At 56.7% G+C, this 23292-nt stretch carries 38 protein-coding genes; all 38 read left to right on the plus strand.

The window, feature by feature from the left end; all coding sequences use genetic code 11:
- Complete coding sequence (locus G516_RS0114610; protein ID WP_036536706.1) at positions 1-714, plus strand: AAA family ATPase; 714 nt, start codon at positions 1-3, stop codon at positions 712-714.
- A complete protein-coding gene (locus G516_RS22725; protein WP_051219468.1) occupies positions 711-1331 on the plus strand; it encodes a hypothetical protein in 621 nt (206 codons plus the stop codon). Before G516_RS0114610 ends, G516_RS22725 begins: the two co-directional genes overlap by 4 nt.
- Entirely contained in the window at positions 1331-1681 is a 351-nt protein-coding gene (locus G516_RS0114620; protein ID WP_051219469.1) for a helix-turn-helix domain-containing protein, read from the plus strand. Before G516_RS22725 ends, G516_RS0114620 begins: the two co-directional genes overlap by 1 nt.
- Position 1682: 1 nt before the next feature.
- A complete protein-coding gene (locus G516_RS0114625; RefSeq protein WP_028294264.1) occupies positions 1683-1964 on the plus strand; it encodes a hypothetical protein in 282 nt (93 codons plus the stop codon).
- Between the two features lie 20 nt (positions 1965-1984).
- Positions 1985-2617 (plus strand): DUF3164 family protein, encoded by a 633-nt coding sequence (locus G516_RS0114630; protein ID WP_028294265.1) that lies wholly within the window; start codon positions 1985-1987, stop codon positions 2615-2617.
- Positions 2614-2787, plus strand: a complete 174-nt coding sequence (locus tag G516_RS24755) for a hypothetical protein (RefSeq protein ID WP_156879056.1) — start codon at positions 2614-2616, stop codon at positions 2785-2787. Before G516_RS0114630 ends, G516_RS24755 begins: the two co-directional genes overlap by 4 nt.
- Positions 2788-2789: 2 nt before the next feature.
- Positions 2790-3284 carry a hypothetical protein gene (locus tag G516_RS0114640; protein ID WP_028294266.1) on the plus strand — a complete coding sequence of 165 codons (495 nt, stop codon included), beginning with the start codon at positions 2790-2792 and terminating at the stop codon, positions 3282-3284.
- Between the two features lie 61 nt (positions 3285-3345).
- Positions 3346-3468 carry a hypothetical protein gene (locus tag G516_RS25195; RefSeq protein WP_281168043.1) on the plus strand — a complete coding sequence of 41 codons (123 nt, stop codon included), beginning with the start codon at positions 3346-3348 and terminating at the stop codon, positions 3466-3468.
- Positions 3455-3892, plus strand: coding sequence for a hypothetical protein (locus G516_RS0114650; protein ID WP_028294267.1), 438 nt, complete (start codon positions 3455-3457; stop codon positions 3890-3892). The genes G516_RS25195 and G516_RS0114650 overlap by 14 nt, the downstream gene beginning before the upstream one ends.
- Entirely contained in the window at positions 3889-4071 is a 183-nt protein-coding gene (locus G516_RS0114655; protein ID WP_028294268.1) for a hypothetical protein, read from the plus strand. The genes G516_RS0114650 and G516_RS0114655 overlap by 4 nt, the downstream gene beginning before the upstream one ends.
- A complete protein-coding gene (locus G516_RS0114660) occupies positions 4068-4571 on the plus strand; it encodes a gp16 family protein (protein ID WP_051219470.1) in 504 nt (167 codons plus the stop codon). Before G516_RS0114655 ends, G516_RS0114660 begins: the two co-directional genes overlap by 4 nt.
- Complete coding sequence (locus G516_RS22730) at positions 4562-5008, plus strand: hypothetical protein (protein WP_051219471.1); 447 nt, start codon at positions 4562-4564, stop codon at positions 5006-5008. The genes G516_RS0114660 and G516_RS22730 overlap by 10 nt, the downstream gene beginning before the upstream one ends.
- A 9-nt stretch (positions 5009-5017) precedes the next feature.
- On the plus strand, positions 5018-5398 hold the full coding sequence (locus G516_RS24760) for a hypothetical protein (RefSeq protein ID WP_028294270.1): 381 nt from the start codon (positions 5018-5020) through the stop codon (positions 5396-5398).
- Positions 5388-5807, plus strand: a complete 420-nt coding sequence (locus tag G516_RS24035; RefSeq protein ID WP_051219472.1) for a Mor transcription activator family protein — start codon at positions 5388-5390, stop codon at positions 5805-5807. The genes G516_RS24760 and G516_RS24035 overlap by 11 nt, the downstream gene beginning before the upstream one ends.
- Before the next feature lie 13 nt (positions 5808-5820).
- The gene (locus G516_RS0114680; RefSeq protein ID WP_028294271.1) at positions 5821-6621 is read left to right on the plus strand and encodes a hypothetical protein; all 801 of its coding nucleotides are present in this window, start codon (positions 5821-5823) and stop codon (positions 6619-6621) included.
- Between the two features lie 105 nt (positions 6622-6726).
- The gene (locus G516_RS22740) at positions 6727-7230 is read left to right on the plus strand and encodes an N-acetylmuramoyl-L-alanine amidase (protein WP_051219473.1); all 504 of its coding nucleotides are present in this window, start codon (positions 6727-6729) and stop codon (positions 7228-7230) included.
- Positions 7227-7532, plus strand: a complete 306-nt coding sequence (locus tag G516_RS0114690) for a hypothetical protein (protein ID WP_028294272.1) — start codon at positions 7227-7229, stop codon at positions 7530-7532. Before G516_RS22740 ends, G516_RS0114690 begins: the two co-directional genes overlap by 4 nt.
- A complete protein-coding gene (locus G516_RS0114695) occupies positions 7532-7756 on the plus strand; it encodes a TraR/DksA C4-type zinc finger protein (RefSeq protein ID WP_028294273.1) in 225 nt (74 codons plus the stop codon). Before G516_RS0114690 ends, G516_RS0114695 begins: the two co-directional genes overlap by 1 nt.
- 8 nt (positions 7757-7764) lie before the next feature.
- A complete protein-coding gene (locus G516_RS0114700; protein WP_028294274.1) occupies positions 7765-8082 on the plus strand; it encodes a DUF2730 family protein in 318 nt (105 codons plus the stop codon).
- Positions 8082-8375, plus strand: coding sequence for a VpaChn25_0724 family phage protein (locus tag G516_RS0114705; protein ID WP_028294275.1), 294 nt, complete (start codon positions 8082-8084; stop codon positions 8373-8375). The genes G516_RS0114700 and G516_RS0114705 overlap by 1 nt, the downstream gene beginning before the upstream one ends.
- A gap of 2 nt (positions 8376-8377) precedes the next feature.
- Positions 8378-8950, plus strand: a complete 573-nt coding sequence (locus G516_RS0114710) for a DUF3486 family protein (protein ID WP_028294276.1) — start codon at positions 8378-8380, stop codon at positions 8948-8950.
- Positions 8950-9075 carry a hypothetical protein gene (locus tag G516_RS25200; protein ID WP_281168044.1) on the plus strand — a complete coding sequence of 42 codons (126 nt, stop codon included), beginning with the start codon at positions 8950-8952 and terminating at the stop codon, positions 9073-9075. Before G516_RS0114710 ends, G516_RS25200 begins: the two co-directional genes overlap by 1 nt.
- Positions 9072-10610 carry a terminase large subunit domain-containing protein gene (locus G516_RS0114720; RefSeq protein ID WP_028294277.1) on the plus strand — a complete coding sequence of 513 codons (1539 nt, stop codon included), beginning with the start codon at positions 9072-9074 and terminating at the stop codon, positions 10608-10610. Before G516_RS25200 ends, G516_RS0114720 begins: the two co-directional genes overlap by 4 nt.
- Positions 10611-10643: 33 nt before the next feature.
- Positions 10644-12269 (plus strand): DUF935 domain-containing protein, encoded by a 1626-nt coding sequence (locus G516_RS0114725; RefSeq protein ID WP_028294278.1) that lies wholly within the window; start codon positions 10644-10646, stop codon positions 12267-12269.
- Positions 12269-13795, plus strand: coding sequence for a phage minor head protein (locus G516_RS24480; protein ID WP_084645093.1), 1527 nt, complete (start codon positions 12269-12271; stop codon positions 13793-13795). Before G516_RS0114725 ends, G516_RS24480 begins: the two co-directional genes overlap by 1 nt.
- Positions 13796-14035: 240 nt before the next feature.
- Positions 14036-14734 (plus strand): hypothetical protein, encoded by a 699-nt coding sequence (locus tag G516_RS0114735; protein WP_028294279.1) that lies wholly within the window; start codon positions 14036-14038, stop codon positions 14732-14734.
- Positions 14735-14803: 69 nt separating this feature from the next.
- Positions 14804-15826 carry a phage protease gene (locus tag G516_RS0114740; protein ID WP_028294280.1) on the plus strand — a complete coding sequence of 341 codons (1023 nt, stop codon included), beginning with the start codon at positions 14804-14806 and terminating at the stop codon, positions 15824-15826.
- Between the two features lie 38 nt (positions 15827-15864).
- Entirely contained in the window at positions 15865-16266 is a 402-nt protein-coding gene (locus G516_RS0114745; RefSeq protein ID WP_028294281.1) for a hypothetical protein, read from the plus strand.
- A 31-nt stretch (positions 16267-16297) separates the two neighbouring features.
- Positions 16298-17194, plus strand: a complete 897-nt coding sequence (locus G516_RS0114750) for a Mu-like prophage major head subunit gpT family protein (protein ID WP_028294282.1) — start codon at positions 16298-16300, stop codon at positions 17192-17194.
- 69 nt (positions 17195-17263) lie between these two features.
- Positions 17264-17506, plus strand: a complete 243-nt coding sequence (locus G516_RS22750) for an HI1506-related protein (protein WP_036536712.1) — start codon at positions 17264-17266, stop codon at positions 17504-17506.
- 2 nt (positions 17507-17508) lie between these two features.
- A complete protein-coding gene (locus tag G516_RS0114760) occupies positions 17509-17925 on the plus strand; it encodes a gp436 family protein (RefSeq protein ID WP_036536715.1) in 417 nt (138 codons plus the stop codon).
- Positions 17922-18398 (plus strand): phage virion morphogenesis protein, encoded by a 477-nt coding sequence (locus G516_RS0114765; RefSeq protein ID WP_028294284.1) that lies wholly within the window; start codon positions 17922-17924, stop codon positions 18396-18398. The genes G516_RS0114760 and G516_RS0114765 overlap by 4 nt, the downstream gene beginning before the upstream one ends.
- A complete protein-coding gene (locus tag G516_RS0114770; RefSeq protein ID WP_028294285.1) occupies positions 18395-18937 on the plus strand; it encodes a phage protein Gp37 in 543 nt (180 codons plus the stop codon). The genes G516_RS0114765 and G516_RS0114770 overlap by 4 nt, the downstream gene beginning before the upstream one ends.
- A complete protein-coding gene (locus tag G516_RS0114775; protein WP_028294286.1) occupies positions 18934-19113 on the plus strand; it encodes a DUF2635 domain-containing protein in 180 nt (59 codons plus the stop codon). The genes G516_RS0114770 and G516_RS0114775 overlap by 4 nt, the downstream gene beginning before the upstream one ends.
- Positions 19110-20570: a phage tail sheath subtilisin-like domain-containing protein gene (locus tag G516_RS0114780; RefSeq protein WP_028294287.1), complete on the plus strand. Its 1461-nt coding sequence runs from the start codon at positions 19110-19112 to the stop codon at positions 20568-20570. Before G516_RS0114775 ends, G516_RS0114780 begins: the two co-directional genes overlap by 4 nt.
- A gap of 12 nt (positions 20571-20582) precedes the next feature.
- On the plus strand, positions 20583-20936 hold the full coding sequence (locus G516_RS0114785; protein ID WP_028294288.1) for a phage tail tube protein: 354 nt from the start codon (positions 20583-20585) through the stop codon (positions 20934-20936).
- Between the two features lie 9 nt (positions 20937-20945).
- Positions 20946-21266: a hypothetical protein gene (locus G516_RS0114790; RefSeq protein WP_028294289.1), complete on the plus strand. Its 321-nt coding sequence runs from the start codon at positions 20946-20948 to the stop codon at positions 21264-21266.
- Positions 21267-21365: 99 nt separating this feature from the next.
- Entirely contained in the window at positions 21366-23285 is a 1920-nt protein-coding gene (locus tag G516_RS0114800; RefSeq protein WP_028294290.1) for a phage tail tape measure protein, read from the plus strand.
- Positions 23286-23292 lie beyond the last annotated feature (7 nt).

The following is a 23292-nucleotide window of genomic DNA, read 5'->3' on the forward strand; positions in this document are numbered from 1 at the left end:
ATGTCGAATATTGCAGGTATCACCAACGTCGCACTGGCCAATCGCGCAATGATGCAACTGCAGGAACGCAGCCCATCACTGCCCGGTCTGGGTGTACTGCATGGTCCGTCTGGCTACGGCAAGAGCTTTGCCGCCAGCTACGTGGCCAACGCCCACCGCGCGTATTACGTGCAGTGCAAAAGCACCTGGACACGCCGCGCGTTTTTGGAAGCCATCCTGAAGGAGATGGGCATTCTGCCATCCAAAAACCTCGCCTCCATGACCGAGCAAGCCTGTGAAGAACTGATGCAATCCGGACGCCCCTTGATCATCGACGAGGCCGACTGGCTGGCCGACAGCAAGTCGCACGTAATGATGGCGATGGACCTGTACGAAGGCTCACAGGCCAGCATCCTGCTGATTGGCGAAGAACGACTGCCCGCCAAGCTGAGCCACTTTGAAAAGATCCATAACCGCATTCTGCGTTGGGAGCCCGCGCAGCCGTGCCAAATGAACGATGTGCTGCAACTGGCCAGCATCTATGCCCGCGATGTGGACATTGACGAACAACTGCTGCTGAACCTGCTGGACGCCACCAAGGGGGTTACCCGCCGGATCTGCGTCAATCTGGAGAATATCCGCAACTGGGCGGCGGACAACGGCACCGACCGCGTCACCATCGCGAACTTCGACCAGCCACTGTTCACCGGCCAAGCACCACGGGGGCGCGCATGAGCAGCTTTGCCCACGCTAAAGAGATCCGAATTCAGCAGACGATCTGGGACACCGTGCGCGCACTGCGAGAGTTCACCGAAGCGGATCTGATCATCCAGACCAGCAAGCGAGCGGGCCAAACCGTCACCGACGCCAGCGTGCATGCCTACCTGCACAAGCTGAAGCTGGGCGGATTCGTGACCGTCGCGGCAGAAGAAGCGCTGCCACGCAACCACAAGCGCTACACCTACCAGCTGGCACGCAACACCGGCCGCGAAGCCCCGCGCCTTACCAACACCGGCAAGCCAAGCAAGTTGGGCCGTGTAAGGGAAAACCTGTGGCGCTCGATGCGCACGCTGGGCACGTTCACCAGCCGCGAGCTGGCATCAACCGCCCGCACTGACGACGTTGCTGTCAGCGACTCCGAAGCCAAACGCTTTTGCCGTTATTTGGAGCGCGCAGGCTACGTCGTGATTGCACAGCCGCCAGTGCATAAAAAGTCGCTGACCGTATACCGCTTTGTGCAGCAGCGCTACACCGGCCCGCTACCGCCAATCATTCAAACGATCGACCAGGTGTTTGATGCCAACACCGGCGAGATCGTTTGGTCTGCCGACGAAGAACAGGAGGCCTGTTGATGGACGCCATCGAACTGACAGACGCACTCAGCATAGACGAACCGCGCTGGCTGACCGAGCTGCGCAACCAGTGTTTGTCCCGTTCCCAGGCACAGGTCGCCCGTGAGCTGGAAGTGTCTGGAACACTGGTCAGCCAAGTGTTGAATGGCAAATACCCAGGCGATTTAAGCCGGATTGAAAAACTCGTTCGGGGCCAATACCTGGGCGACACCGTGACCTGCCCAATTTTGGGCGAACTGGAACTGGACAACTGCCAGCGCTACCAGCGCGACGGCATCACCACACACAACCCATTGCGAGTGCAGCTGTACCGCGCCTGCAAAACCTGTGGCTACGCGGAGAGAAAGTGACATGAACCACCAAGCAGAAACACTACCAGCCGGAAACCGGCATCTGGGCATCAAACTGATTGGCGCGGCTAATGCGTTATCTGCGCTGAACGATATGGGCGTGGAAGTGCTGGAAGCCAACCTGACACTGGCCGTGCCCGTGTTACACGTTCGCAGCAGCGCCAAGTTGAAAGCGATTGGCGGGAGCTGGGCACAAACCCGCACCAACGCCAACCGCGACCGGGTTAAAACCATGTGCGCCATTTTGGCGGGCTGCCGGATCGAATGGGAGATCAACCAATGATTCATACAAAGGACAACACTATGACTGCAGTACAACCCATTCCCGCTGGTTACATGCAAGACGCTCGCGGCCGTCTGGTACCGGAAGACCAGGTAAAAGAACAAGACAAGCTGCGTGACCAATGCGTCAGCGATCTTGTTGATCAGGCCAAGGCCATCAGCCAGCAGCTGACCGAGTTCAAACGCAAGGCACTGGCCGACATTGCCGACCTGCTGCAAATCGCCGCCGACAAGTACGAAGTCACCCTGGGCGGTAAGAAGGGCAACGTATCCCTTGCCAGCTATAACGGCCAGTACAAGATCCAGCGCGTGTTTGCCGAACAGATCCACTTCAGTGAGGAACTGGAGGCAGCAAAAGAGCTGTTTGCTGTATGCCTGGATAAATGGACTGAAAACGCCGACGTGAACGTTCGCGCACTGGTCGACCGGGCCTTCAGAACCACCCGATCTGGCCAGATCAAAACCGCCGAACTGCTGGGACTGCTGCAGCTGGAGATTGACGACCGAGACTGGCAACTCGCAACCGCCGCCCTGAAGGACTCCATCCGGGTCTCTGGTTCAACGGTTTATGTGCGCGTGTACGAACGCATTGGCGATAGCGATCGCTATCAGCAGATCCCGTTGGATCTGGCCAGCGTGCGAGGTGCGGCATGAGCGGCACAGCATATAACGCCTTGGCCTTTCTGTGGCAGTGCGTATGGAAAGCCTATGTGCTTTTCATCGTCACCGAGTTTATCGGCTTCAGCCTGACCCTTGGGGTCAACTTTGCCCTGGATTTGATCCAGCCCGACTACATTCTGAACCTGAACGTGATTGAGGATTAACAATGACAACCATCATCTATGACTCAAATCCAAAAGACGAGGTCATCACTCTGGATGACTGGCTGAGCGTCCGCCCCTGTTACGCCAACTTTGCTGACTGCGACACAGTGCAAGTAGACATCAACGAGGACTTGGTCGATGTCGATGTGGATCGCATTCCAGCGCTGATCGCCGCACTGGAAAAAGCCTATGAAGTAGCCATGGACAAAAGGCCAGTAATGGACATCCGTTTTCGCTTTGCCAGCAGCTACGAAGGCCAGCTGGTTATCAACGGTCAGCCGATGGAAATTCAGCTGCGTCCAGGTTCACGCGAGCTGTACGGCATTAATGGCAAACAGTTGACCCACACCCTTGAGGGGCTGGTTGCCAGCGAGCTGTTCCCAAAGCTGTCCCAAACCATGCAAGCGTGGGCCTATGCCGATGAAGTCGCCGTCAACATCCAGCGCTGGGAACAACTGCCAGCCGCAGCCATCGCAGCCGCAAAAAGCCAGCTTTGACGGTTTTCACTACCCCAACACCGGCCACCCAGCCCGCGACCCTGCGGCCCGGCTCTGGCTGGTGCAGGAATTTACCGCAGAGCAACTGAAACAGGCGCTGCAGCTCACCGATCTGCAGCCGGTTGTCAAAGCCGCGATTGAAAAGCGGCTGATCAAATTAGAGCACGAACATGATCAGCAATGACCAATGGAAAGACATTCAGGAAAAACTGGCGCGCTCGTTTGTCAGCGTCCAGTTCCGCTGGGGCGATGATGAAATCAGCGTGCAGCGCGTTAGTGTTAGCGAGAACAAAACCGCCCTGGCCGTATACCTGAACGGTACCATCCAGCCCGGCAAAGGCTTGCCCGACTCAGACCACTATGACCCACTGGTTGAAAAAATTTGGCGCAAACGCAGTAAAGCCGCATACAGCCCGGCCAAGAAGGCCAAAATCGAAAAGACCTTTGGTAAACGCGGTGCTCGCCAAACCTTCAGTAATTTGGATAAAACCTTCGAATGGTTTGACCCGACGTTCAACACTGCTGCCAGCTTGGTGCGTCAGTTCAAAAAGCTGGAGAACCTGCAACTGCTGAAACTGAACGGCGTAGATGTGGAGGCGGCAGCATGAACCCTTTCACCAGTAAAACCGGCTACGTCGCCCAAAGCACCGAAAACCGTTTGGACATGGTGCGCAGTTTTGGCATTGCCCAATGTCAGCAGGCACTGCAGCTGCCGCACCTGCAGAAGACGGTTATTAAAGCCGTTAACGCCCGTTTAAAGCGCATGCAAAAGGAGCAAAATCAATGAGTGCGATGAATGGCGCCACCGCCCAAGGCAAGGCCAAGGCGATGATTCATATCGCCAAAAAGCAGCTGGGTCTGGATGACGAAACGTATCGTGCATTACTGGTTGGCGCTACAGGCAAGGCCAGTTGCGCAGATATGTCACTTAACGAGCTTAACAAGGTTGTCGATGCCCTCAAGGTCCGGGGATTCAAAACCCGGCCAAGCAAGAAAAATGGGCCAACGAGCCGCCGCAGGGTCGTGGATCAGAACGGTGTTGAGCATGGCGGCCCAACCCAAGGCGACAAAATCCGCGCGCTTTGGATTGAAATGGCAAACAGCGGAATTGTTAAAGACGGCTCTGAAGACGCATTGAGAAAATACGTGAAACGCATGAGTAAGAACCGGTTCGAGGCACCTCAGTTCTGTGATGACGCAACCGCATGGACAGTCATCGAAAGCCTGAAAAAGTGGCGCACTCGCGCTGAAAAGCACGTTACCCAGGAGCACAACGCATGCAAGTAGGCCGCTGCCCAAACTGCCACACACGACTGACACTGGAGCAGCTGTGTCAGGACGAAGCAGGCCGCGAACTGACCAAGCTGCTGTTCAGCTTCGATGTGCCAGTCAGGAGCGCGCTGGCAAGTTACCTTGGGCTGTTCCGCAGCGCCAATCGTGACCTCTCGAATGACCGGGCGCTGAAACTGCTGCACGAAACCATGGAGATCGGCGACCCGCGCATGCTGCTGCCAGCACTGCAGGGCACGGTGGAAAGCATGCGCACCAAACGCGAAGCAGGCACTGTAAAGCCGTTGGCAAACCACAACTACTTAAAAGCCGTGGTGGCCAGCAACACCGGCGCGGTTGTGCCACTAGCACCGGCAGTAAGTGGCAGCGTCAGCGCAAACAATTACCGATCTGCCGAAGCGTCGGTGGAACGACTCAAAGACACCAGCTGGTAAGGACTTCAAATGAAAACACTTCTCGCAGTAACGACGCTTTTATTCGTATCTACCAACTCTCATGCGGCCAGGCAGCACCACGAGAAATGGTATCAAGAGTCTTGGTGCTCAAAAGCAAAAGGTCAGACAGAAATCGTGCAGTCAGATAGAACTAGAGTGGACTGTATAACCCAAACACACGCCATTGAGTTCGACTTCGGCAATAAGTGGTCAGAAGCGATTGGTCAGGCACTGGGCTACGCCATGGAAACGAATAAGCGGGCAGGTGTTGTTTTAATCCTCGAATCGCCCGAAGACTATAAATATTGGATCAAGTTGAACAGCATCATTGATCACTATGAATTACCAATTGATACATGGAAAACTGGAGCATTCGGAGATGAATACTGAACACCAGCACGACCTGATGCCAGACGCACCAATTCCAGACGACGCCATCAACCACCTGGAAGACGCCGAAGTCCGCAAAAAATGGCCACGTGACCTGGTCGCAATCATCGACTTGCTGAATGCCAAATTGCGACGCATGGGCTACTCAGAAGACGAAGCTCACCGCATTACCTACGCGATGGTTATGGAGCAAGCAGCCTACTGTGGTGGCCGCTATTTCTACTTGCCTAAGGGCGATGTATTGGAAAGAGCGATTCGCGACAAAGCACTCTACAAAGACTGGTCTGATCATGGCATCCTGCCGAATGAGCTGGCACAGAAGTACCGAATCACGGTGCAGCATGTGTACCGGGTAATCAAGGAACAACGGGCTTATCATCAGGCGAAGGTGCAGCCGAGTTTGTTTTGACAAGGAATTCTAAATGGATCGCATGAAAAAAATTGCAGCCATGGTTGCCATGGTTATATTCGGTACATTCTCTGTAATATGGGTTGCCACATCGTTTCAAGACCCCACCTACCAAGAAAAGCCGGACTGGGATGGCAAAACAGCCATTGTTGCTGAACTGAAAAAGCGCAACCACAGCAAGATCAGCATCAATGCAGTCAGTAAAGCGCTGGATGGATTTGTCCGCCAGTGCAGTCCATTTGTTGCCTACTGGGGAGATGTAGAATCTACCAAGATCACAGTTGGCGACACGGTCCAGTCGATGCTCAAGGACAAGGGCTGGAAAAGGCAGTTACAGCTGGAGCTCCACCTCAAAGAGTCACCAGCGCTAATTCCGAATTCATACCGCGCCAATGGTCACACCTGTTATGTTGATTTGAGCCTGAACGGAAACCAGGGGATGACTGTCTCAAAAACACCCTGTCAAAAACTCTGTGCCTTGAGCGAGAAAGAAATATCTTCAGGTGGTTACGTTGTCCTTAATAAAACCGTTGCCTTTTCTGAAGCTCCAGAAGAACAACATATCCAAAGAGTCAAAAGTCAGTTTTCATCATGGGATGGATCACACAAAAACCTTGTGACCATGCTAAAAGCGGCTCTTAATAACCCGGACGGTTTCGAGCATGTAAAAACGACATACTCCGACCAAGGCAGCAATCTCATCATAATCATGGATTACCGAGCAACAAACGGATTTGGAGCACCAACACTGCACAAACTCGCAGCATCTGTTGATATGGATGGCAACGTGCTTCAAATACTGTCGTCCAACTAGCCAATTACTTCTAAAACCCACGTTAAACCAGCCCGACAGCACAACCCCATACCCTGACTTCATCACTGTTTTCCATCACAAACAGACCGAGGTCAGGAGCATGTAATGGGTATCCGCCGCGAGCCATCGCAAATCAACACCATCGTTATTCACTGCGCAGATACGCCCAACGGCCGCGCAAACACCATCGAAGACATTGATCTTTGGCACCGTCAGCGTGGCTTCCGCCGCGACCTGTCGATCGCGCCAAGCTACCAGCCAAACCTGACCGCCGTCGGCTACCACTATGTAATCGAAGTGGATGGCACGGTGCGCTGTGGCCGTCCTGTGTTGGAAACCGGCGCGCATGTGTCCGGACACAATCACAACACCATCGGCATCTGCCTGATCGGCCGCGACCAGTACACCAATGAACAGTGGATTGCTCTGGAGTCGCTGGTGCGTGCTCTGCAAATGCCCAGTCTTGTTGCACAGGGTTTAAGCATCCAGCACATCAAAGGCCATCGCGAATACAACAAAGCGAAGAGTTGCCCAGGCTTCGATGTGGCCGACTGGGTGAACGCTGACTACAACCCCAAAACCAAGCACGTATTGGAGGCTTCTTCATGAACTGGTTACTCGCCATTGCAAAACCGATCCTCTCGGCACTGACGAAGGATCTGATTATTGACACCGTGCAGGCCGTATTCGGGCGCATCCAATGGGCGGTTGTGCTGGAGCGATTGCTTACCCGCCTGATGATCAGCTTTTTGCGTTGGATTCAGCGCCTCAGCACCAACGACGTGGTTGATGAAACCGTCGAGCTGATCGCCAGCATGCTGGAAGAAAAGCGACTGGCCAAAGCCAAGGAGTATCAGAAGGCCATCAACCGCAAACCGCAAACCGCCGCCAAGGCCAACAAGGATCTCTGATGAGCCCCCTGGATGAAGCCAAGGAACTGGAACAGCAAGACCGCGAGCGTGCATTGCGCAACCATGCCGCTCGCCAACACGAACCCGACCAGTGGATCGAAAACGGCGTTGTGCTCTGCATCGACTGCGCAGAGCCCGTTTCCATCAAACGCCTGGCGGCCAAACCTGCTGCGGCTCGTTGTATCGACTGTCAGCAGCTGTGCGAACTACAGAACCACTGCTAGGAGTGCCGATGGAATCCGAAATCAACTACCAGGCACTGCAGTTCTGGTTTGCCGTTTTCAACGCGACTGTGACCTTTTTGATCGCTGTTTATGTATGGCTGTCGCAACGACAGCGGGCCACCAAAAGCGACATCGATGACATCGACGACCGTTTAATCCGTATTGAAAAAGACGTTGAACACGCGCCATCACGCGCAGACTTCGACCGCCTGAGCGATCGCGTGGCCCAGATCGGCAACAGCGTCAACGGAGTCGAAGGCCAGCTGGCACAAATGAACCGCAATCTGGGATTAATCCAGGAACACCTGCTGAACCGGAGCAACTGATGGCTTACCAAGACATCCTCAATCAAGACCAGCGTCTGGTGATTCTGCGCAGCCTCAACGACGTAAACGGCACCGCCAACGATTCCATCATCAACAAGATGCTGGACGCGTACGGCCATAAAGTGAGTCGCGACGTGGTGAAAACCCACCTGTATTGGCTGGAAGAGCAAGGCCTGATCTCACTCGACAGCGTGATGTCGACCGACGTGGCCACCATTACCGGCCGTGGTATCGACGTAGCTCAAGGCCGTGCCCGCGTGCCGGGCGTGGGCGTACCGCGTCCGGGAGCCTGAGCATGGCAGAAAAAACCACCCGAGGCCGCCCGTCCAAAATCGACCAGCTGCCAGACCAGGTGCGCGCATTTCTGGATGCCGCGCTGCGCGATCCGGCCAACAGCCAAGACGACATTCTGGCAGAAGTTAACCGCCAGCTGACCGACATTGGCGTTGACGAATCCGACCAGATCAGCCGTTCCGGCCTGAACCGCTACGCCACCAAGATGGCCAAGATCGGCAAGAAAATGCAGGAGCGTCAGGCCACCGCCAACGCGTGGGTGGCCAAGCTGGGCGAAAAGCCCACCGGCGATATTGGCAAGTTATTGATTCAAATGACCCAGACCATGGCATTCGATGTGGCCGAAGCTGCGCTGGACGAAGAAGACCCGGCCAGCTTGGGGCTGATTAAGGAACTCGCGCTGACGGTTCAGCGGCTGGAGAAGGCCAGCATGGACAGCCTCAAACGTGAAAAAGAGATCCGCAAAGCCTTTGCCGAAGAAGCCGCCAGCGCGGCAGAAAAAGTCGCTACGGCAGCAGGTCTGACGCGCGAAGCCGTGACAACCATCAAGAACGACATTCTGGGGATTGCGTGATGGATATTCCGACCCTTTGTTCAGCTGATTTGGTGGTGGCTGCTAAGCACCTTTCCGATGGCATGTTCCATATTGGATTTGGTATCGCACTTGCCGGATTGTTTAACGGTTTGCTCCGAAAATGAACGCTCCCGCCTATATCCCCTACGACGAAAACGAGCTGCTGCTGGGCTACCAGAAACGCTGGATCGCTGACGAGTCGCCACTCAAAATCGCCGAAAAATCCCGCCGGACAGGCATCACCTGGGCCGAAGCCGCCGACGCCTGTTTGACCGCCAGCGCTGCCAAAAGCGCTGGGGGCACCAACCATTTTTACGTGGGCTCCAACAAAGAGATGGCCCGCGAATTTATCGACGCCGTTGCCATGTGGGCCAAAGCCTTTAATAAGGCAGCGGGCGACATTCAGGAAGAGCTGTTTATTGAAGACGGTAAGGATGGCAAAGAGATCCTTACCTTTGTCGTCCATTTTGCTAGCGGCTTCAAAGTGCAGGCGCTGTCCAGCAATCCAAGCAACCTGCGCGGCATGCAAGGCAACGTCACGATTGACGAAGCCGCATTCCACGAACGCCTGGCCGAAGTGCTCAAAGCCGCTCTGGCACTCACCATGTGGGGCGCGAAAGTCCGGCTGATCAGCACACACAACGGCACTGAAAACCTGTTTAACGAGCTGATCAACGACAGCCGAGCAGGCAAAAAAGACTACAGCATCCACCGCATTACGCTGGACGATGCTTGCCGCGAAGGCCTCTATAAACGTATCTGTCAACGTATTGGTCAGCCGTGGAGTCAGGCTGCTGAAGACAAATGGACGGCAGACTTGCTGCGCGCCACCGCCAGCGAAGACGATGCGTTAGAAGAATACTACTGCGTACCCAAAGCCGGTGGAGGTGCCTACATCAGTCGTGCCCAGATTGAAGCCTGTATGCACACAGCCCCGGTGATTCGGTTTGAAGGTTCTGCTGAGTTCAACGGCTGGCCCGAACACCTGCGCGAAGCCGAGATGCGCGACTGGTGCGAAGAACACCTGCTGCCACTGCTGCAAACCCTCAACCCCAAAAGCCAGCACGCTTTCGGGGAAGACTTTGCCCGCAGCGGCGACTTCACCGTGCTGGCCCCCATGGAACTGACCCAGCAGCTAGAGCGGCATGTGCCGTTTCTGGTGGAACTCAAGAACGTGCCGTTCAAACAGCAAGAGCAAGTCGTTAACTACCTGTGCGATCGCTTGCCGCGTTTCATGGCAGGCGCACTGGATGCCCGAGGCAATGGCCAATATCTGGCCGAGCAAACCCGCTACCGATATGGCTCAGGCCGCATCGAAGCCGTGATGCTCAGCCAAAGCTGGTACCTCGACAACATGCCCCGCTTCAAGGCCGCCTTTGAAGACCAAACCATTCGCATCCCACGCGATGCCGATGTGCTGTCCGACATGCGCGCCATCCAAGTCATCAAGGGCATTCCGAAAATCCCCGAAGGCAAAACCGACGACAAGAAAGAGCGCCACGGTGACGCCGCCATCGCATTAGCGTTGGCGTACTACGCCACCACCATGGAAATGGAGCACTTCGGCTACCACGCCGTGCCCAAGGCCACCAACCAACAACCCGACCAACATCAGCGCCAGATTAAAACCACTGGCGGCTTCCGTCGCGGCTGCCTGTAAGCCGCCCTTTAACACCCATTAAAGAGGCCGTATATGGCTGACGCCACCATCCTTGACCACAACGGTCAGCCCTTCAAAAAAGCCGAACTCAGCCGTCAGGTTGCTGCCCCCAGCATGACCGGCATTCGCAACATCTGGAACTTCGGAACCCAGGCCGAATGGCTCAGCCCTGAACGACTGGCCGCCATACTGCGCGATGCCGCCGAAGGCGACGCCGATGCCTATTTAACGTTGGCTGAAGAAATCGAAGAACGCGATCCGCACTACGCCAGTGTGCTGGGTACCCGCAAGCGGGCCGTCAGCGGCTTGCCCACCATGGTCGAAGCCGCAACCGACGATGCCAGAGATCAGGAAATCGCGGACGCCGTGCGCGTACTGATCCGCCGTCCTGAATTCCACGACATGGCCGACGACCTGCTGGACGCGCTAGGCAAAGGATTCTCGGCGGTCGAAATGAACTGGGACACCAAGCATCAGCCGTGGGAGCCACGCACCCGCAACGAAAAGGTCGACGGTGAATGGCAAGAGGTGGAAGGTTACGAACACCGCGACCCGCGCTTCTTTCGTTTCGACCGCATCACCGGCAAGCAGCTGCGCATCAAAGACGAAGCCAACATGCTCAATGGTCTGCCGTTGCCACCGCACAAGTTCATCGTGCATAAGCCGCGCTTGAAAACGGGCCTGCCGATCCGTGGCGGTTTGGCCCGCCTGGTCGCGGTGTCTTATATGTGCAAAAGCTACTCGCTGACAGACTGGCTGGCGTTTGCCGAAGTGTTTGGCATGCCGCTGCGCGTGGGCCGCTACAACCCCAACGCCACCCAGTCCGACATCAACACGCTGGTGAACGCCATTGCCAACATCGGCACCGATGCCGCTGCTGCCATCCCCGACACCATGCGGATTGATTTTGAATCCCCCGGCAACAGCACCGGCGGCGCGGACCTGTTCAAGAACCTTGCCGAGTGGCTGGATAAACAGGTTTCCAAGGCCGTCCTGGGGCAAACAGCAACGACCGAAGGCACACCCGGCCGCCTGGGCAACGAAGATGCCCAGGACGAAGTGCGAAACGACATCCTCAAGGCTGATGCTCGTCAGCTCAGCAACACCATCAACAAACACCTGGTACGCTCGTTCGTGGACCTCAACTTCGGCCCGCAAGAGCAATACCCACGGGTTGAGTTCCAGGTGGTTGAAAGCGAAGACACCACCGCACTGGTGCAAAACGTGAAAGAGCTGGTGCCGCTGGGGCTAAAAGTAGAAGCCAGCGTCATGCGCGATCGACTGGGCCTGCCAGATCCCGAAGAAGGGGCCGAGCTGCTGGCCATGCCACAGCAGTCGCAACCGCCAACCACGTCCGCATTGAACAGCCAGCAGTCGTGCCAGTGCGGCCACTGCCATGGAACAGCAATGAACCGCGAGCAACCCGCCGTAGAACGATCGCTGGACGAACTGGAGCAAGACGGCTTGGCCAGTTGGCAACAGCAAATGGACCCGGTACTGCAACCGATCCGCGACTTGCTGGAGTTGGTCGACACGGCCGAAGACTTTGCCGCAGGCCTGCAAGACCTGCTGGATGAAATGGACGACAGCGATCTGGTCAGCAAGCTGGCGCGGCAGCTGTATCTTGCAAACGGCGCGGGTGAAGGAGCCAACGACTGATGGCCAGCTATCGCTTCAGCGCCACGCCCCCCAAAGAGGCGCAGGCATGGTTCCGTGCCAAAGGGTTTAAGCCAGCGTTTGATCATCGCGAAGTGTGGAAAGAGCAACACAGCCACGCCTTTACCGTGGCCAAGGCCATGAAGATGGACGTGCTCACCAGTATTCGTGAATCGCTGGACGGCGCATTGGCCAACGGCAAAACCTTCGCCCAATGGAAAAAAGAGCTGCAGCCAGAATTGGAGCGTTTGGGATGGTGGGGCAAGCAGGAAATGACCGACCCGGTCACGGGTGAAATCCGTGAGGTGCAGCTTGGCAGCCCGCGCCGGCTTAAAACCATCTACAACACCAACCTGCGCACCGCTCGTGCGGCTGGCCAGTGGCAACGCATCCAACGCAGCAAGCGCGCCATGCCGTACTTGGTGTACGAGCTGGGGCCGTCTGAACAACACCGACGCGAGCACGTATCCTGGGCAGGTATTCTGTTACCAGCGGACGACCCATGGTGGCAAACCCATTACCCGCCCAATGGCTGGGGCTGTAAGTGCCGCATCCGCCAAGTGTCCAAACGCGAATACGACCGCCTGAAAGCGTCAGGAAACTACCTGACCACAGCACCCAAAATAACCACCAAAGAATGGACCAACGGCCGCACGGGCGAAGTGCTGCAAGTGCCCAAAGGCATCGACCCCGGTTGGGACCACAACCCCGGCATGCACCAGAGCAAGGCGTTGGCAGACAACGAGCAGCGCAGTCAGCAGGCGATGGATAAGGCACTGGATGTACCTGTGCCCAAGCCTGAGTTCAAACCCCAAAAAACCACCAAGGCAGCCGCGCAATGGGCCGTTGAAGCCAACCTGGCCGACGTTGCCGACTATGCTGGAGTCAAACCAGAAGTTGCCAATGCCTGGAACGAATCCTTGTGGGATCACCTGCAGGAGTTCCCAGCCTTGCGTGACAACCAAAAGTTTGTCGGCACCGGTCAGGGGCAATTTGCCCGCTACCATCAAATTCAGGTGGAGCGTGCAGTGCAACGCGCGGTCGAAAAAGGTCTGGATGAAGATCTGGCACGAACATGGGCCAAGCGATCGGTCAAAAAGCCCAAGGTATCCAGCCGAACCTATGCCCATTCCTGGTCGCAACCCGATGTTGCTGGCGTTACAGTAAACAAGGTATGGGGGAAAGATCCGGCATTCTGGAAAGAGCAACTGCAGAATGACATGTCCGCACGATTCCACCCTGTGGGTTGCAACACCATCCGCAGCGTGGTTGACCATGAATTAGCGCACCAGATCGACGACCTGCTAAAGCTGCGCGACGACCCCGAAGTTCAAACGTTATTCAAGCAAGCTCGCGATGCGGGCATGGCGACAGAGGTTTCAAGATATGCCGACACCAACATCAAAGAGTTCATCGCCGAATGCTGGGCAGAAGCGTGCAACAACCCAAGCCCGCGAACTTACGCCAGCCGAATTGCAGCAGTTGTCCGAACTCGGTATCGAAGACAGTTTGGTGAAGGATCTGAATGATCTGCCTGGCATCAGTCATGCGTCTGGTCCTGAAGAGCATCAACAAGAGATTGATCAGTGGATCAGGGATGGAGGGAAGTCAGAGGTGGAAGGCTAATATTCGGCGTTGTGAGTAGATCTGATTGATTTTCTTGGTGGAGGCTTGGATAAATGATAAAAACTTGCTGAGTGGTGTTTTAAACGCCTTTTAAACGGCGCCTAGGTGGCGTCGGTGGCAGAGTAGTCTCAAGGAGTCTGTGCATGACAAGAGAATCAAGTGTTAACGAGTTATTGGACGATGTTGATGAGCTGCTGGCCAGTATTCACTCGGTTTATGAAGAAGCAACCGAAAGGGAAGAAATATCCAAAGTAGCAAGGCCCAAGGTGAAGAGCTGTCTGGAGCAATTGCGAAGTTGCTTAGACTACATTGCAATGGATTTATTTGAGCAAACAGCACCATCAAGATCTACTAGAGATGTTTATTTCCCATACGGCAAAAATAAGTCAACGTTTATTAGTGCTTTGAATAAAAGACTGCCCGGCCTGGATGACAGGCTAAAAGCCAAGGTTGAATCAATACAGCCACATCAGTGTGGCTCAAAGTGGTTATTGCAGCTTTGTAGGCTGACCAATGACAACAAGCACAAAGACCTGCAAGAACAGAATCGACAGAATAGCCCTGGCTCTATGACAGTATTGGGAAATGGAGCTGCAGCTGTCAGCGGTAGCGGTACGATATATCTCGGCGGGGCAATTATTAATGGGAAAAAGTTGCCCGAAGGCTACAAATTGGATGCAGAAACTTCTGTGAGTGATTTGCAAGAAGGCCACTCAGTTCCTGTGGCCAGAAAGTATGAATGGGTGAAATTCGTAGTAAAAGGCACTGATATCGATGTACTTGATCTGCTCAGAACTTCGTGTGACAACATCAGAGCATTCTCAAACGATATTTATTCCTGAGCTGCCAGCCAGAAAAACCTCCAACCCGCGTTAAACCACCCCTTCTGATTCTGGGGCCATCATGGCCCCATGACTACTTCAAACGCACTCCGCACAGCACTTTGCCAAGCCAGCCAAACCGAGCTGCTAACCGCGCTTTGTTTCGAGCTGCCTGCCGATGGCACCGTACCCGATTGGATCAAGCTGATTCCGGCGGGTGAATTCCAGGGCTTTGACCAGCGCGCCTGGATCAACGACCAACCCGATCAGGTGCTGGCTGTGAGTCTTGATGGCCGCGACAAACCGCTCGACTGGGAGCACAGCACTCAGCTGAAAATCCCAAAAGGCGAAAAAGCACCGGCCGCTGGCTGGATTGACCAGCTCGAATCCCGCAATGGCGAGATCTGGGGTCATGTGTCCTGGAACGCCGCAGGCCGTGCTGACGTTGCCTCTGGCCAGTACAAATACTTTTCTCCTGTGTTCGATTACGAGCAAGCCACCGGCCGCGTAGTGCGCTTTGTATCGGCTGGCCTCACTAACCGACCAAACCTGCTGTTGACCGCACTCAACGCCCAGCAATCCCTGAATCACTCACCCCCGGAGACCACCATGGAACTTTCAGAATTCCTGAAGCTGCTGGCTGCTGCGTGGCAGCAACCAGACACACTGACCACCGATCAGGCGCTCAACCACGCCAAGCAGCTCAACACCGATCTGGCCACCGCTCGTAATGCGCAGCAGCCATCGCTGAGCCAATACGTACCCCGTGCCGACTACGACCAGGTACTGAACCGCGCCACCAACGCCGAGCAGCAGCTGGCCGACAACGCCAAAGCCGAGCGTGATCAAGCCATTCAGGCCGAAGTCAACGACGCCATCGAAGCAGGCAAGATCGCGCCTGCCTCCAAAGATTTCTACGTGCGCGCCTGCAACCACGAAGGCGGTCTGGACGAATTCCGCAAGTTCATCGACGGCGCACCCGTCATTGCCGGTGCATCCGGGCTGGATACCAAAAAGCCAGCAGACACCAGCACCGCACTGAATGCCGAAGAGCAGAAGATTGCCGAGCTGTTTGGCAACTCCGCTGACGACCTGCAGAAGTACGGCGGCTAACCCTGTACTGACACCCATTCGCCACTGAGGAACCCATCATGGCACTGACCAAAGATCGCAACACCCCCATGCAAGACGCCGAACTGATCGCGGTTCCGGTTGCGTCTGGCGCTGTCTGCTATGCCGGTGGCCTCGCCACTGCCAACGCAACCGGCTACGCCACCCCCGGCGCAACCGCCACCACGCTGACCTACTTGGGTCGCTTTGACGAACAGGTCGACAACAGCGGCGGTGCTGACGGCGACCTGTTGGTGACGGTGCGTCGTGGCAAAGCGTTCAAGTGGAAGAACGCCGGCACCGATGCCGTCACTCAGGCGAGCCTGGGAACGCCTTGCTACATCGTCGACGACGAAACCGTTGCCGCAACCGACGGCAGTTCCACGCGCTCCGCTGCTGGTGTGGTGGTGGCGATCGAATCCGACGGCGTTTGGGTTGAATAACCCGATTAACCCTCTTTAAAGGAGCATTCACATGCTGGTAAACAAGCAGACCCTTGGTGCTATTTTCACCAACATCAAAACCACCTTTAACAAGGCGTTTGAAGCGGCCCCGTCCAAGTGGCAGCAGATCGCCATGCGCGTGCCGTCCACAACCAGCCAGAACGATTACACCTGGTTGAACAACTTTCCGAAGATGCGCCGTTGGATTGGTGCCAAGCACATCAAGTCGCTGGGCGCGCACAAATACACCCTGGTTAACGATCCGTTCGAAGCCACTATCGGTATTCACAAGCACGACATTGCCGACGACAACATCGGCTTTATTGGTCCGCAGTCGGAAGGCGCTGGCTACTCTGCCAAGCAGTGGCCGGACGAACTGGTGTTTGAAGCGGTGAATCAGGGCACCAGCCAGATCTGCCACGACGGTCAGTATTTCTTCGATACCGACCACGAAGTCGGCGATGAATCGGTCTCCAACAAGTTCACGCTGCCGCTCGACATCAGCAGCCAGGCAGCAGCCAAGGCCAGCTACGGTGCCGTGCGTACTGCTATGAAGCTGTACAAGGATGACGAAGGCCGTCCGCTGAATGTCACTCCGAACATCTTGCTGGTAGGTCCAGCTTTGGAAGACACCGCCAACACGCTGATGACTGCCGATCGTCTCGAAGACGGTAAGCCGAACCCGTACAAGGGCACCGCGACCGTAGTTGTGGATGCGCGCATTGCCAACGATACCGACTGGTATTTGCTGGACACCACCAAGCCGATCCTGCCGTTCATTTTCCAGGATCGTGAAAAGCCACAAATGATGGCCTTGACCGACATCACCAGCGACCACGTCTTCAGCCTGGGCGAGTTTCTGTTTGGTTGTGAAGCGCGCGGTCAGGGTGGCTACGGCTTCTGGCAGCTGGCGGCCAAGGGCAACTGATCCACTCGCTCCCCTGCATAAGCAGTGGGAGCGAATTCATTCGCGATTGATTGATAACCGGAGAACATCATGGCGACCAAAAAAACCAAGCTGCTGGAAATCAGCACCACCAAAGGCGTGAAGTCCTTCCGCCGCGCGGGTTACGGCTTCAGCGAACAGCCGGTGCAACTGCCAGTGGACGACCTGACCGACGAGCAGATCGCCGCGTTAAAAGCAGAGCCTCTGCTGCGTGTGGTGGAAACCGAAGCCGCAACCACAGCCACGGCCGCCGCCAAGCCTGCGGCAGAGTCAGCCGAGCCAAAGGCTGAATAACCATGGCCATCTACGCCGCACAGTCCGACATCAGCGCTCGCTACTCGCAAGATCAGCTGCTGCTGTTGACGGATCGGGACCAGGACGACGCGCCAGATGCCAACGTGGTTGACCAAGCACTGCAAGACGCCAGTGCCGAAATCGACACCTATCTGGCGGCCAAGTACCAGCTACCACTGCCGCAGGTGCCCGCCGTCCTGACTCGCTTGTGTGTGGATGTCGCGGTTTACCGACTGGCCGCCGATGCCGACATGGCCACTGAAGAGCGCCGCCAACGCTACGACGATGCCGTCAGCTTGCTGAAGCGGCTGGCCACTGGCGCAGCCTCGCTGGGGTTGGAACAGGCACCGGCCAGCAGCAGCGGTGCCGTGTTCATCAGCGGTGGCAAGCGCAACTTCAAACGGGGCCGCCTGCTGTGAGTATCGACCTGCAGTTTTCAACCGCCGAACTTAACCGGCTGGGGGCGCGACCGGAAGCGTTGGCCAAGCTCAACGAACAGGATCAGGCCGACCTGCTGGAAGGCATCGGGGCGCTGGTCGAAAGCCAAACGCACCGCCGCATTCGCGACGAAAAGACCGGCCCCGATGGCACCCCATGGGATGGCTGGTCAGATGGCTACCGCAACACCCGCCACGGTGGCAACAGCCTGCTGATGGGCGAAGGCCACCTGGACGACTCCATCCAGTACCTGATCGAAGGCGACCAGGTCTCGGTGGGCAGTAATCTGATTTACGCCGCCATCCATCAACTGGGTGGCACACCGGATATGGCACCCGGACCAGCCGCCATTCCCGCTCGCCCATTTTTGGGGTTGAGCCAAGACGACGAACAAGACGTGGCCGACCTGATGGAAGACTTTCTGGCCGACCAGGTGAAGGAGTTAGCCCGATGACATTGGCTGAAATCCAAACTGCCATGGTGGCCACCTTTAACAGCAAGCTGCCTCAGTTGAAAACCTGCGAAGCCCATGAAGGCCGCTTCGACGCCAACGAACTCAAGCGCGTTGCAGGTCGCTGCCCCGCGTTGTACGTCGCTTGCCTTGGGCTGGGTCAGCCTGTGCTGAGTGGTACGCCATTCGCTCCCATTCGTTGGGGGGTGTTTGTTGTTACCAAAGATGCTCCCAAGGCTGACCGCAGCACCACCGCTTTGAATCTTGTTCAGGGGGTGAATGTTTTGTTGTCAGAACAGAGCTGGGGGCTGGAACACGCACGCTCAGATCCAGAACGCGTCAGCAGCCAGAATTTGTTTGGCAGTGCTACGGCAGGCCAAGGGGTAATGATCTGGGCCGTCACCTGGACGCAGGAATTTCAGCTGGACGATGGCGTGCTCTGGGAAGAGCTCAACGACTTTTTAACCGCTGCTGGTGAGTCTGCCACCACCGATGGCGCTGCAATCACCACCAAACAAACACTGCCAGGAGCAAGCGCATGAAGACCATGAACGTAAAGCCAGCGCAGGGTAAGCAGGTCCGCACGGAATCCGGCAGCCTTATTGCTGCCGCTGGTCAGGCCGTACCCGCCACAACCTACTACCGCCGCCGCGTAAAAGACGGCGATCTGGTGTTGATATCTGACACCGCAGCCGACAAGAAAGGAGCCGCCAAATGACTATCAGTTTCGACAGCATTCCGTCCGCCTTGCGCACGCCGGGCAGCTATGTGGAATTCAACACAGAGCTGGCGGGTGCAACCAGCACTGAATTCAAGATGCTGGTGATCGGTCAGCGCTTGTCCAATGGCACCCAATCGGCTGGCGTACCCGTGTTGGTTACTGATCCATCACGTGCCGCCATGCTGTTTGGGCGTGGCTCCATGTTGCACGGCATGGTCGCAGCGGCTCTCAATGCCAGCACTACCGTGGAAATGTGGGCTGTCGCGCTGGACGACCTCGAAGCAGGCACAGCGGCAACGGGCACCATGGTGGTTGATAGCGCAGCCACCGAAGCCGGCACTTTGTACGTTTACCTGGGCGGTGTGCGCGTTGCTGTTGGTATTGCATCCACCGACGACGCTGCTGCCATTGCTGCCAGTATTGCGGCTGCAATTAACAGCTCGCTGGACCTGCCCGTCACGGCCACCGTGTCCACCAACACGGTGACGGTGAAGGCTCGCCACAAAGGCGAATTCATGAACGGCTTCGACCTGCGCACCAGTTACTACGACGAAGAAGAACCCGCTGGCCTGTCTGTTACTTGCTCCAACTTGAGCAGCGGCAGTGGCAATCCGGATGTGACGGCCGCGCTCGATGCGATGGGTGACGAATGGTTTAACTGGTGTTGCACGCCCTATACCGACACCGCCAACCTGCTGGCCGTTGACGAAGAAATGGATAGCCGTTTTGGCCCGATGCGTCAGCAAGGCTGCCGCGCCTTTGCTGCTTATGCGGGCACTTTGTCTGCAGCTGGCACCTTCGGCAACACCCGCAACAACCCTCACGTTGTGATCATGGCGACCAACGATAGCCCAACACCGACCTATCTGGTTGCGTCCATCCTGATGGCCACCGCTGCCGCCAGCTTGTCGATCGACCCGACTCGCCCATGCCAGACGCTGGAGCTGAAGGGCATGAAAGCTCCGGTGCGTGAAGCGCGTTGGATTCAAAGTGAGCGCAACGTGCTGCTGTTTGATGGCATCAGCACCTTCACAGTAGATCGCAGCGACGGCACCTGCCGAATCGAACGCCTGATTACCACCTACCAGACCAATCAGGCCGGAATGCCAGACGCCAGCTATTTGGACATCAACACGCCAGAAACGCTGGAGCGATTCCGCTACGAACAACGTTCCCTGATTGCGCAAATGTATCCACGCCACAAGCTGGCCAGTGATGGCACTCAGTACGGCGCAGGCCAAGCGATCGTGACCCCTGTGATTATTAAAGGTCAGTTTTTGGCGCTGTACCGGGAGCTGGAAACCAAGGGCTGGGTTGAAGACTACGACACGTACAAGGCGAACCTGATTGTTGAGCGCAATGCAGATGACGCAAACCGACTGGATTGGCGCGACACCCCGAACCTGGTCAACCAATTCCGTGTTGGTGCCGGCAAAACCCAATTCATCGTGTAAGGAGCCGAGCACATGGCAAAAGTAGCACGCAAAATCATTCTGGATGTCCCCGGCGTAGGCCGAGTGGAGTCCATCGAAAACAGCGGTCGTTTCAATCCCGGTGGCGTCAACCGCGACCCGATCACGACCGACACCGGCAGCGTTCACTACAGCGAGGCCACCGCAGCCTCGCAGCTCAACTTCCGAGCGCCGAACTTGCCCGGCTATCTGGAAGCACTGCGCGACCTGTCCGGCGTGAACGTGAACGTCCAGGACGATAACGGCCAGGCATGGATCATCAACGGTGCATTTACAACCACCCCAAGCGAACTGCAATCCGGTGAAATCACCGTGCAAATGCAGGGCGCTCCGGCTGAACCTGTTTAAGGAGTCAACATGAACCATAAAGGCAAATTGAAAGACGGCTTGCTGTTTCGAGAAAAGCGTCAGTACGACTTCGAGATGCGGCCACTCCAAACCGCTGGCGAACTGTTCGACGCTGAAATCGAATCCGGTGGCGTCGAAAACCAACTGGCGTTCCACGGTTCCTTGATGGCTCGCCAGTTGAAGCGCATTGGCGAATGCACCGGGCCGTTCAGCATTAGCCAGGTGCGCTCCCTCAGTCCACGCGACTGGAAAATCCTGCGCGCTGCTCAGGCTCAGCTCAACACGGAAGATGACGACCCAAACGCCGAGAGCGACAGCGCAAACAGCTAGACGCCATCGCGCTGATCGCACTGCATTTCAAATGGAGCCGGGCTGAAATCCGCGCTCTTCCTGTTTACGAATTCAATCATTATCTGGAGTTGCTGACTCGTGACCGATCTGACGACTAGCCTGGTACTCAGCTTGCGCAACTCGCAGTTCACTGCGGGACTGCGTTCGTCTGCTCGTCAGGTGGATCAGTTCACCAACAGCAGCAGTCGCCAGATCCGTGGCTTGAAACAGGACTTCCAGCAGCTCACTGGCCAGGGCTTTGGCCGCCTGAAAGGCGAGCTCTTGGGGTTGGCCGGTGGTTTTGCGGCCGTGCATGCTGCCAGCCAATCCGCCAACCTCGACAAGCAACTGACTCAGATCGGTCTGACCGCCGGAGTCACAACCGGAAAAACCGCCGAGCTGCGCAAAGAGCTGTTTGCGCTGCAACGGCAGTATGGCGTGGTGGTGGATGAAAGTCGCAATGCCTCTGGCGCACTGCTGGCGGCTGGCCTTGGTTTCAACGAGGCCCGTGGTGCAACGCAGGCCATTGCCCCAGCCAGTGCCGTGACCGGTGCTCAGCCAGAAATTCTGGCCGGTGCGCTGTCGGTCAGTTCGGAGATTTTTGGCTACGATCTGGCGCGGGTCGAAGTGGCTACCGACCTGCTCGACAAAATGACCGTGGCAGGACGTGCTGGTAATGCCGAGCTGGAAGACCTTGCCAGCATCTTTGCCCGCGTTGGCGGCAACGCCCAAACCGCTGGGCTTGGGTTTGAGCAGTCTCTCGGCTTCATTGAGCAGCTGTCGCTGATTGAGCGTCAGCCTGAACGGCTGGCCACGTTGGCCGATTCCACCCTGCGCATATTCACCAACCAGAAGTATCTGCAAAACGTGCAGTCCGGTCTGGGCATCAATTTCTATGGCGAAGACGGCCAGCGCCGTGATCCATTCAGCGTGCTGGGTGACATTAGCGCCATCTACCAACGCCAACAAACCGACCAACAGCGTGATGCGCTGGTCTCATTTGCCTTTGGCGAAACCGATCTGGACACCCAGCGCGGCATCCGTGCCTTGCTGCAGTCCGGCAAAATCGACGAAGCCCGTGCCACCACTCGCGAAATCCTTGCCGCCAACGGCACCATCGCCCGCGAATTGGATGCCGCGCTCAACAACGCCATCGACCAATCCAGCCGTTTAAAAGGGGCTTTAAGGGAGTCTGTCGATAGCTTTGTGCAGCCGTTGACCGGCGCATTCAACGACCTGACCCGTAACTTGTTAGACAGCCGTGAACAAGGCGGCCTTGGTCTGGATGGTAACGACCTGCTGCTGGGCGCTGGCGGCTTACTGGCCGCCGGGGGCGCAGCTTACCGCTATGGCCCCAAAGCCCTGCGCGGAGTGCTGGGCAAGGCTGGCGGTTTGGGGGCTGGCGTTGCCACTGGCATGGCGTTGGAGGCCGCAACAGGCGTGCAGCCGGTTTACGTCGTCAATATGCCGTCCAGCTTCGGCGGTGGTCCAGACATCAACATCAACCGCACCAAAGGCGGCCTGCCAGGCACTGGCGGCATTGCTGGAGAGTGGATTCCACGCGGCTCACAAGGTGCTGGTCGTTTGCCTGGTAAAACCGTGCCGCGCTTGCCCGGTTCCGGGCCGCTGGGTTTGCCAGCGCCTGTGTTATCAGGCGGGGCTGCAGGTGGTGCCGCTGCCGGTCTAGGCACACTGGGTACCGCTGCGTTGTGGGCCGGTGGTATCGCCGCTGCTGCCGCTGGCGGTTATGGCGTTGGCACGCTGATCAATGACCACTTAATCGACGGCACAGAAGTCGGCAACGCGATCGGCCGCAGTGTTGCGAATGTGTTGGCACTGTTTGGCAACGACACCGCAAAAGCAGCGCTGGAAAGTGAGCGTCGTCAGTTGAAAGAACAGCGTGAGCAAGCACAGGCCAGCCTGAAAATCGAAGTGAGTGATGACGGCACTCACGTCAAACACGTGGAGTCCAGAGGCATTGATTTTGATGTCTCCGGCGCATCCATGAGCATGATGTGAGGTGACC

This window comes from Oceanobacter kriegii DSM 6294, assembly GCF_000422845.1.
In the GTDB taxonomy this organism is placed as follows: Bacteria; Pseudomonadota; Gammaproteobacteria; order Pseudomonadales; family Oceanobacteraceae; genus Oceanobacter; species Oceanobacter kriegii.

Excerpts from the sequence above, each read along its gene's own strand:
- G516_RS0114780 (WP_028294287.1), top strand. The coding sequence starts at position 19,110 with ATGACTATCAGTTTCGACAGCATTCCGTCCGCCTTGCGCACGCCGGGC.
- G516_RS0114750 (WP_028294282.1), top strand. The coding sequence starts at position 16,298 with ATGCTGGTAAACAAGCAGACCCTTGGTGCTATTTTCACCAACATCAAA.
- G516_RS22740 (WP_051219473.1), top strand. The coding sequence starts at position 6,727 with ATGGGTATCCGCCGCGAGCCATCGCAAATCAACACCATCGTTATTCAC.
- G516_RS0114745 (WP_028294281.1), top strand. The coding sequence starts at position 15,865 with ATGGCACTGACCAAAGATCGCAACACCCCCATGCAAGACGCCGAACTG.
- G516_RS0114610 (WP_036536706.1), top strand. The coding sequence starts at position 1 with ATGTCGAATATTGCAGGTATCACCAACGTCGCACTGGCCAATCGCGCA.
- G516_RS22725 (WP_051219468.1), top strand. The coding sequence starts at position 711 with ATGAGCAGCTTTGCCCACGCTAAAGAGATCCGAATTCAGCAGACGATC.
- G516_RS0114720 (WP_028294277.1), top strand. The coding sequence starts at position 9,072 with ATGAACGCTCCCGCCTATATCCCCTACGACGAAAACGAGCTGCTGCTG.
- G516_RS25200 (WP_281168044.1), top strand. The coding sequence starts at position 8,950 with ATGGATATTCCGACCCTTTGTTCAGCTGATTTGGTGGTGGCTGCTAAG.
- G516_RS24755 (WP_156879056.1), top strand. The coding sequence starts at position 2,614 with ATGAGCGGCACAGCATATAACGCCTTGGCCTTTCTGTGGCAGTGCGTA.
- G516_RS0114660 (WP_051219470.1), top strand. The coding sequence starts at position 4,068 with ATGAGTGCGATGAATGGCGCCACCGCCCAAGGCAAGGCCAAGGCGATG.
- G516_RS0114770 (WP_028294285.1), top strand. The coding sequence starts at position 18,395 with ATGACATTGGCTGAAATCCAAACTGCCATGGTGGCCACCTTTAACAGC.
- G516_RS0114640 (WP_028294266.1), top strand. The coding sequence starts at position 2,790 with ATGACAACCATCATCTATGACTCAAATCCAAAAGACGAGGTCATCACT.
- G516_RS0114740 (WP_028294280.1), top strand. The coding sequence starts at position 14,804 with ATGACTACTTCAAACGCACTCCGCACAGCACTTTGCCAAGCCAGCCAA.
- G516_RS24480 (WP_084645093.1), top strand. The coding sequence starts at position 12,269 with ATGGCCAGCTATCGCTTCAGCGCCACGCCCCCCAAAGAGGCGCAGGCA.
- G516_RS0114620 (WP_051219469.1), top strand. The coding sequence starts at position 1,331 with ATGGACGCCATCGAACTGACAGACGCACTCAGCATAGACGAACCGCGC.
- G516_RS24760 (WP_028294270.1), top strand. The coding sequence starts at position 5,018 with ATGAAAACACTTCTCGCAGTAACGACGCTTTTATTCGTATCTACCAAC.
- G516_RS0114700 (WP_028294274.1), top strand. The coding sequence starts at position 7,765 with ATGGAATCCGAAATCAACTACCAGGCACTGCAGTTCTGGTTTGCCGTT.
- G516_RS0114705 (WP_028294275.1), top strand. The coding sequence starts at position 8,082 with ATGGCTTACCAAGACATCCTCAATCAAGACCAGCGTCTGGTGATTCTG.
- G516_RS0114775 (WP_028294286.1), top strand. The coding sequence starts at position 18,934 with ATGAAGACCATGAACGTAAAGCCAGCGCAGGGTAAGCAGGTCCGCACG.
- G516_RS0114625 (WP_028294264.1), top strand. The coding sequence starts at position 1,683 with ATGAACCACCAAGCAGAAACACTACCAGCCGGAAACCGGCATCTGGGC.
- G516_RS0114655 (WP_028294268.1), top strand. The coding sequence starts at position 3,889 with ATGAACCCTTTCACCAGTAAAACCGGCTACGTCGCCCAAAGCACCGAA.
- G516_RS0114785 (WP_028294288.1), top strand. The coding sequence starts at position 20,583 with ATGGCAAAAGTAGCACGCAAAATCATTCTGGATGTCCCCGGCGTAGGC.
- G516_RS0114725 (WP_028294278.1), top strand. The coding sequence starts at position 10,644 with ATGGCTGACGCCACCATCCTTGACCACAACGGTCAGCCCTTCAAAAAA.
- G516_RS0114650 (WP_028294267.1), top strand. The coding sequence starts at position 3,455 with ATGATCAGCAATGACCAATGGAAAGACATTCAGGAAAAACTGGCGCGC.
- G516_RS22750 (WP_036536712.1), top strand. The coding sequence starts at position 17,264 with ATGGCGACCAAAAAAACCAAGCTGCTGGAAATCAGCACCACCAAAGGC.
- G516_RS0114690 (WP_028294272.1), top strand. The coding sequence starts at position 7,227 with ATGAACTGGTTACTCGCCATTGCAAAACCGATCCTCTCGGCACTGACG.
- G516_RS0114735 (WP_028294279.1), top strand. The coding sequence starts at position 14,036 with ATGACAAGAGAATCAAGTGTTAACGAGTTATTGGACGATGTTGATGAG.
- G516_RS0114710 (WP_028294276.1), top strand. The coding sequence starts at position 8,378 with ATGGCAGAAAAAACCACCCGAGGCCGCCCGTCCAAAATCGACCAGCTG.
- G516_RS22730 (WP_051219471.1), top strand. The coding sequence starts at position 4,562 with ATGCAAGTAGGCCGCTGCCCAAACTGCCACACACGACTGACACTGGAG.
- G516_RS0114760 (WP_036536715.1), top strand. The coding sequence starts at position 17,509 with ATGGCCATCTACGCCGCACAGTCCGACATCAGCGCTCGCTACTCGCAA.
- G516_RS0114695 (WP_028294273.1), top strand. The coding sequence starts at position 7,532 with ATGAGCCCCCTGGATGAAGCCAAGGAACTGGAACAGCAAGACCGCGAG.
- G516_RS0114630 (WP_028294265.1), top strand. The coding sequence starts at position 1,985 with ATGACTGCAGTACAACCCATTCCCGCTGGTTACATGCAAGACGCTCGC.
- G516_RS0114790 (WP_028294289.1), top strand. The coding sequence starts at position 20,946 with ATGAACCATAAAGGCAAATTGAAAGACGGCTTGCTGTTTCGAGAAAAG.
- G516_RS0114680 (WP_028294271.1), top strand. The coding sequence starts at position 5,821 with ATGGATCGCATGAAAAAAATTGCAGCCATGGTTGCCATGGTTATATTC.
- G516_RS24035 (WP_051219472.1), top strand. The coding sequence starts at position 5,388 with ATGAATACTGAACACCAGCACGACCTGATGCCAGACGCACCAATTCCA.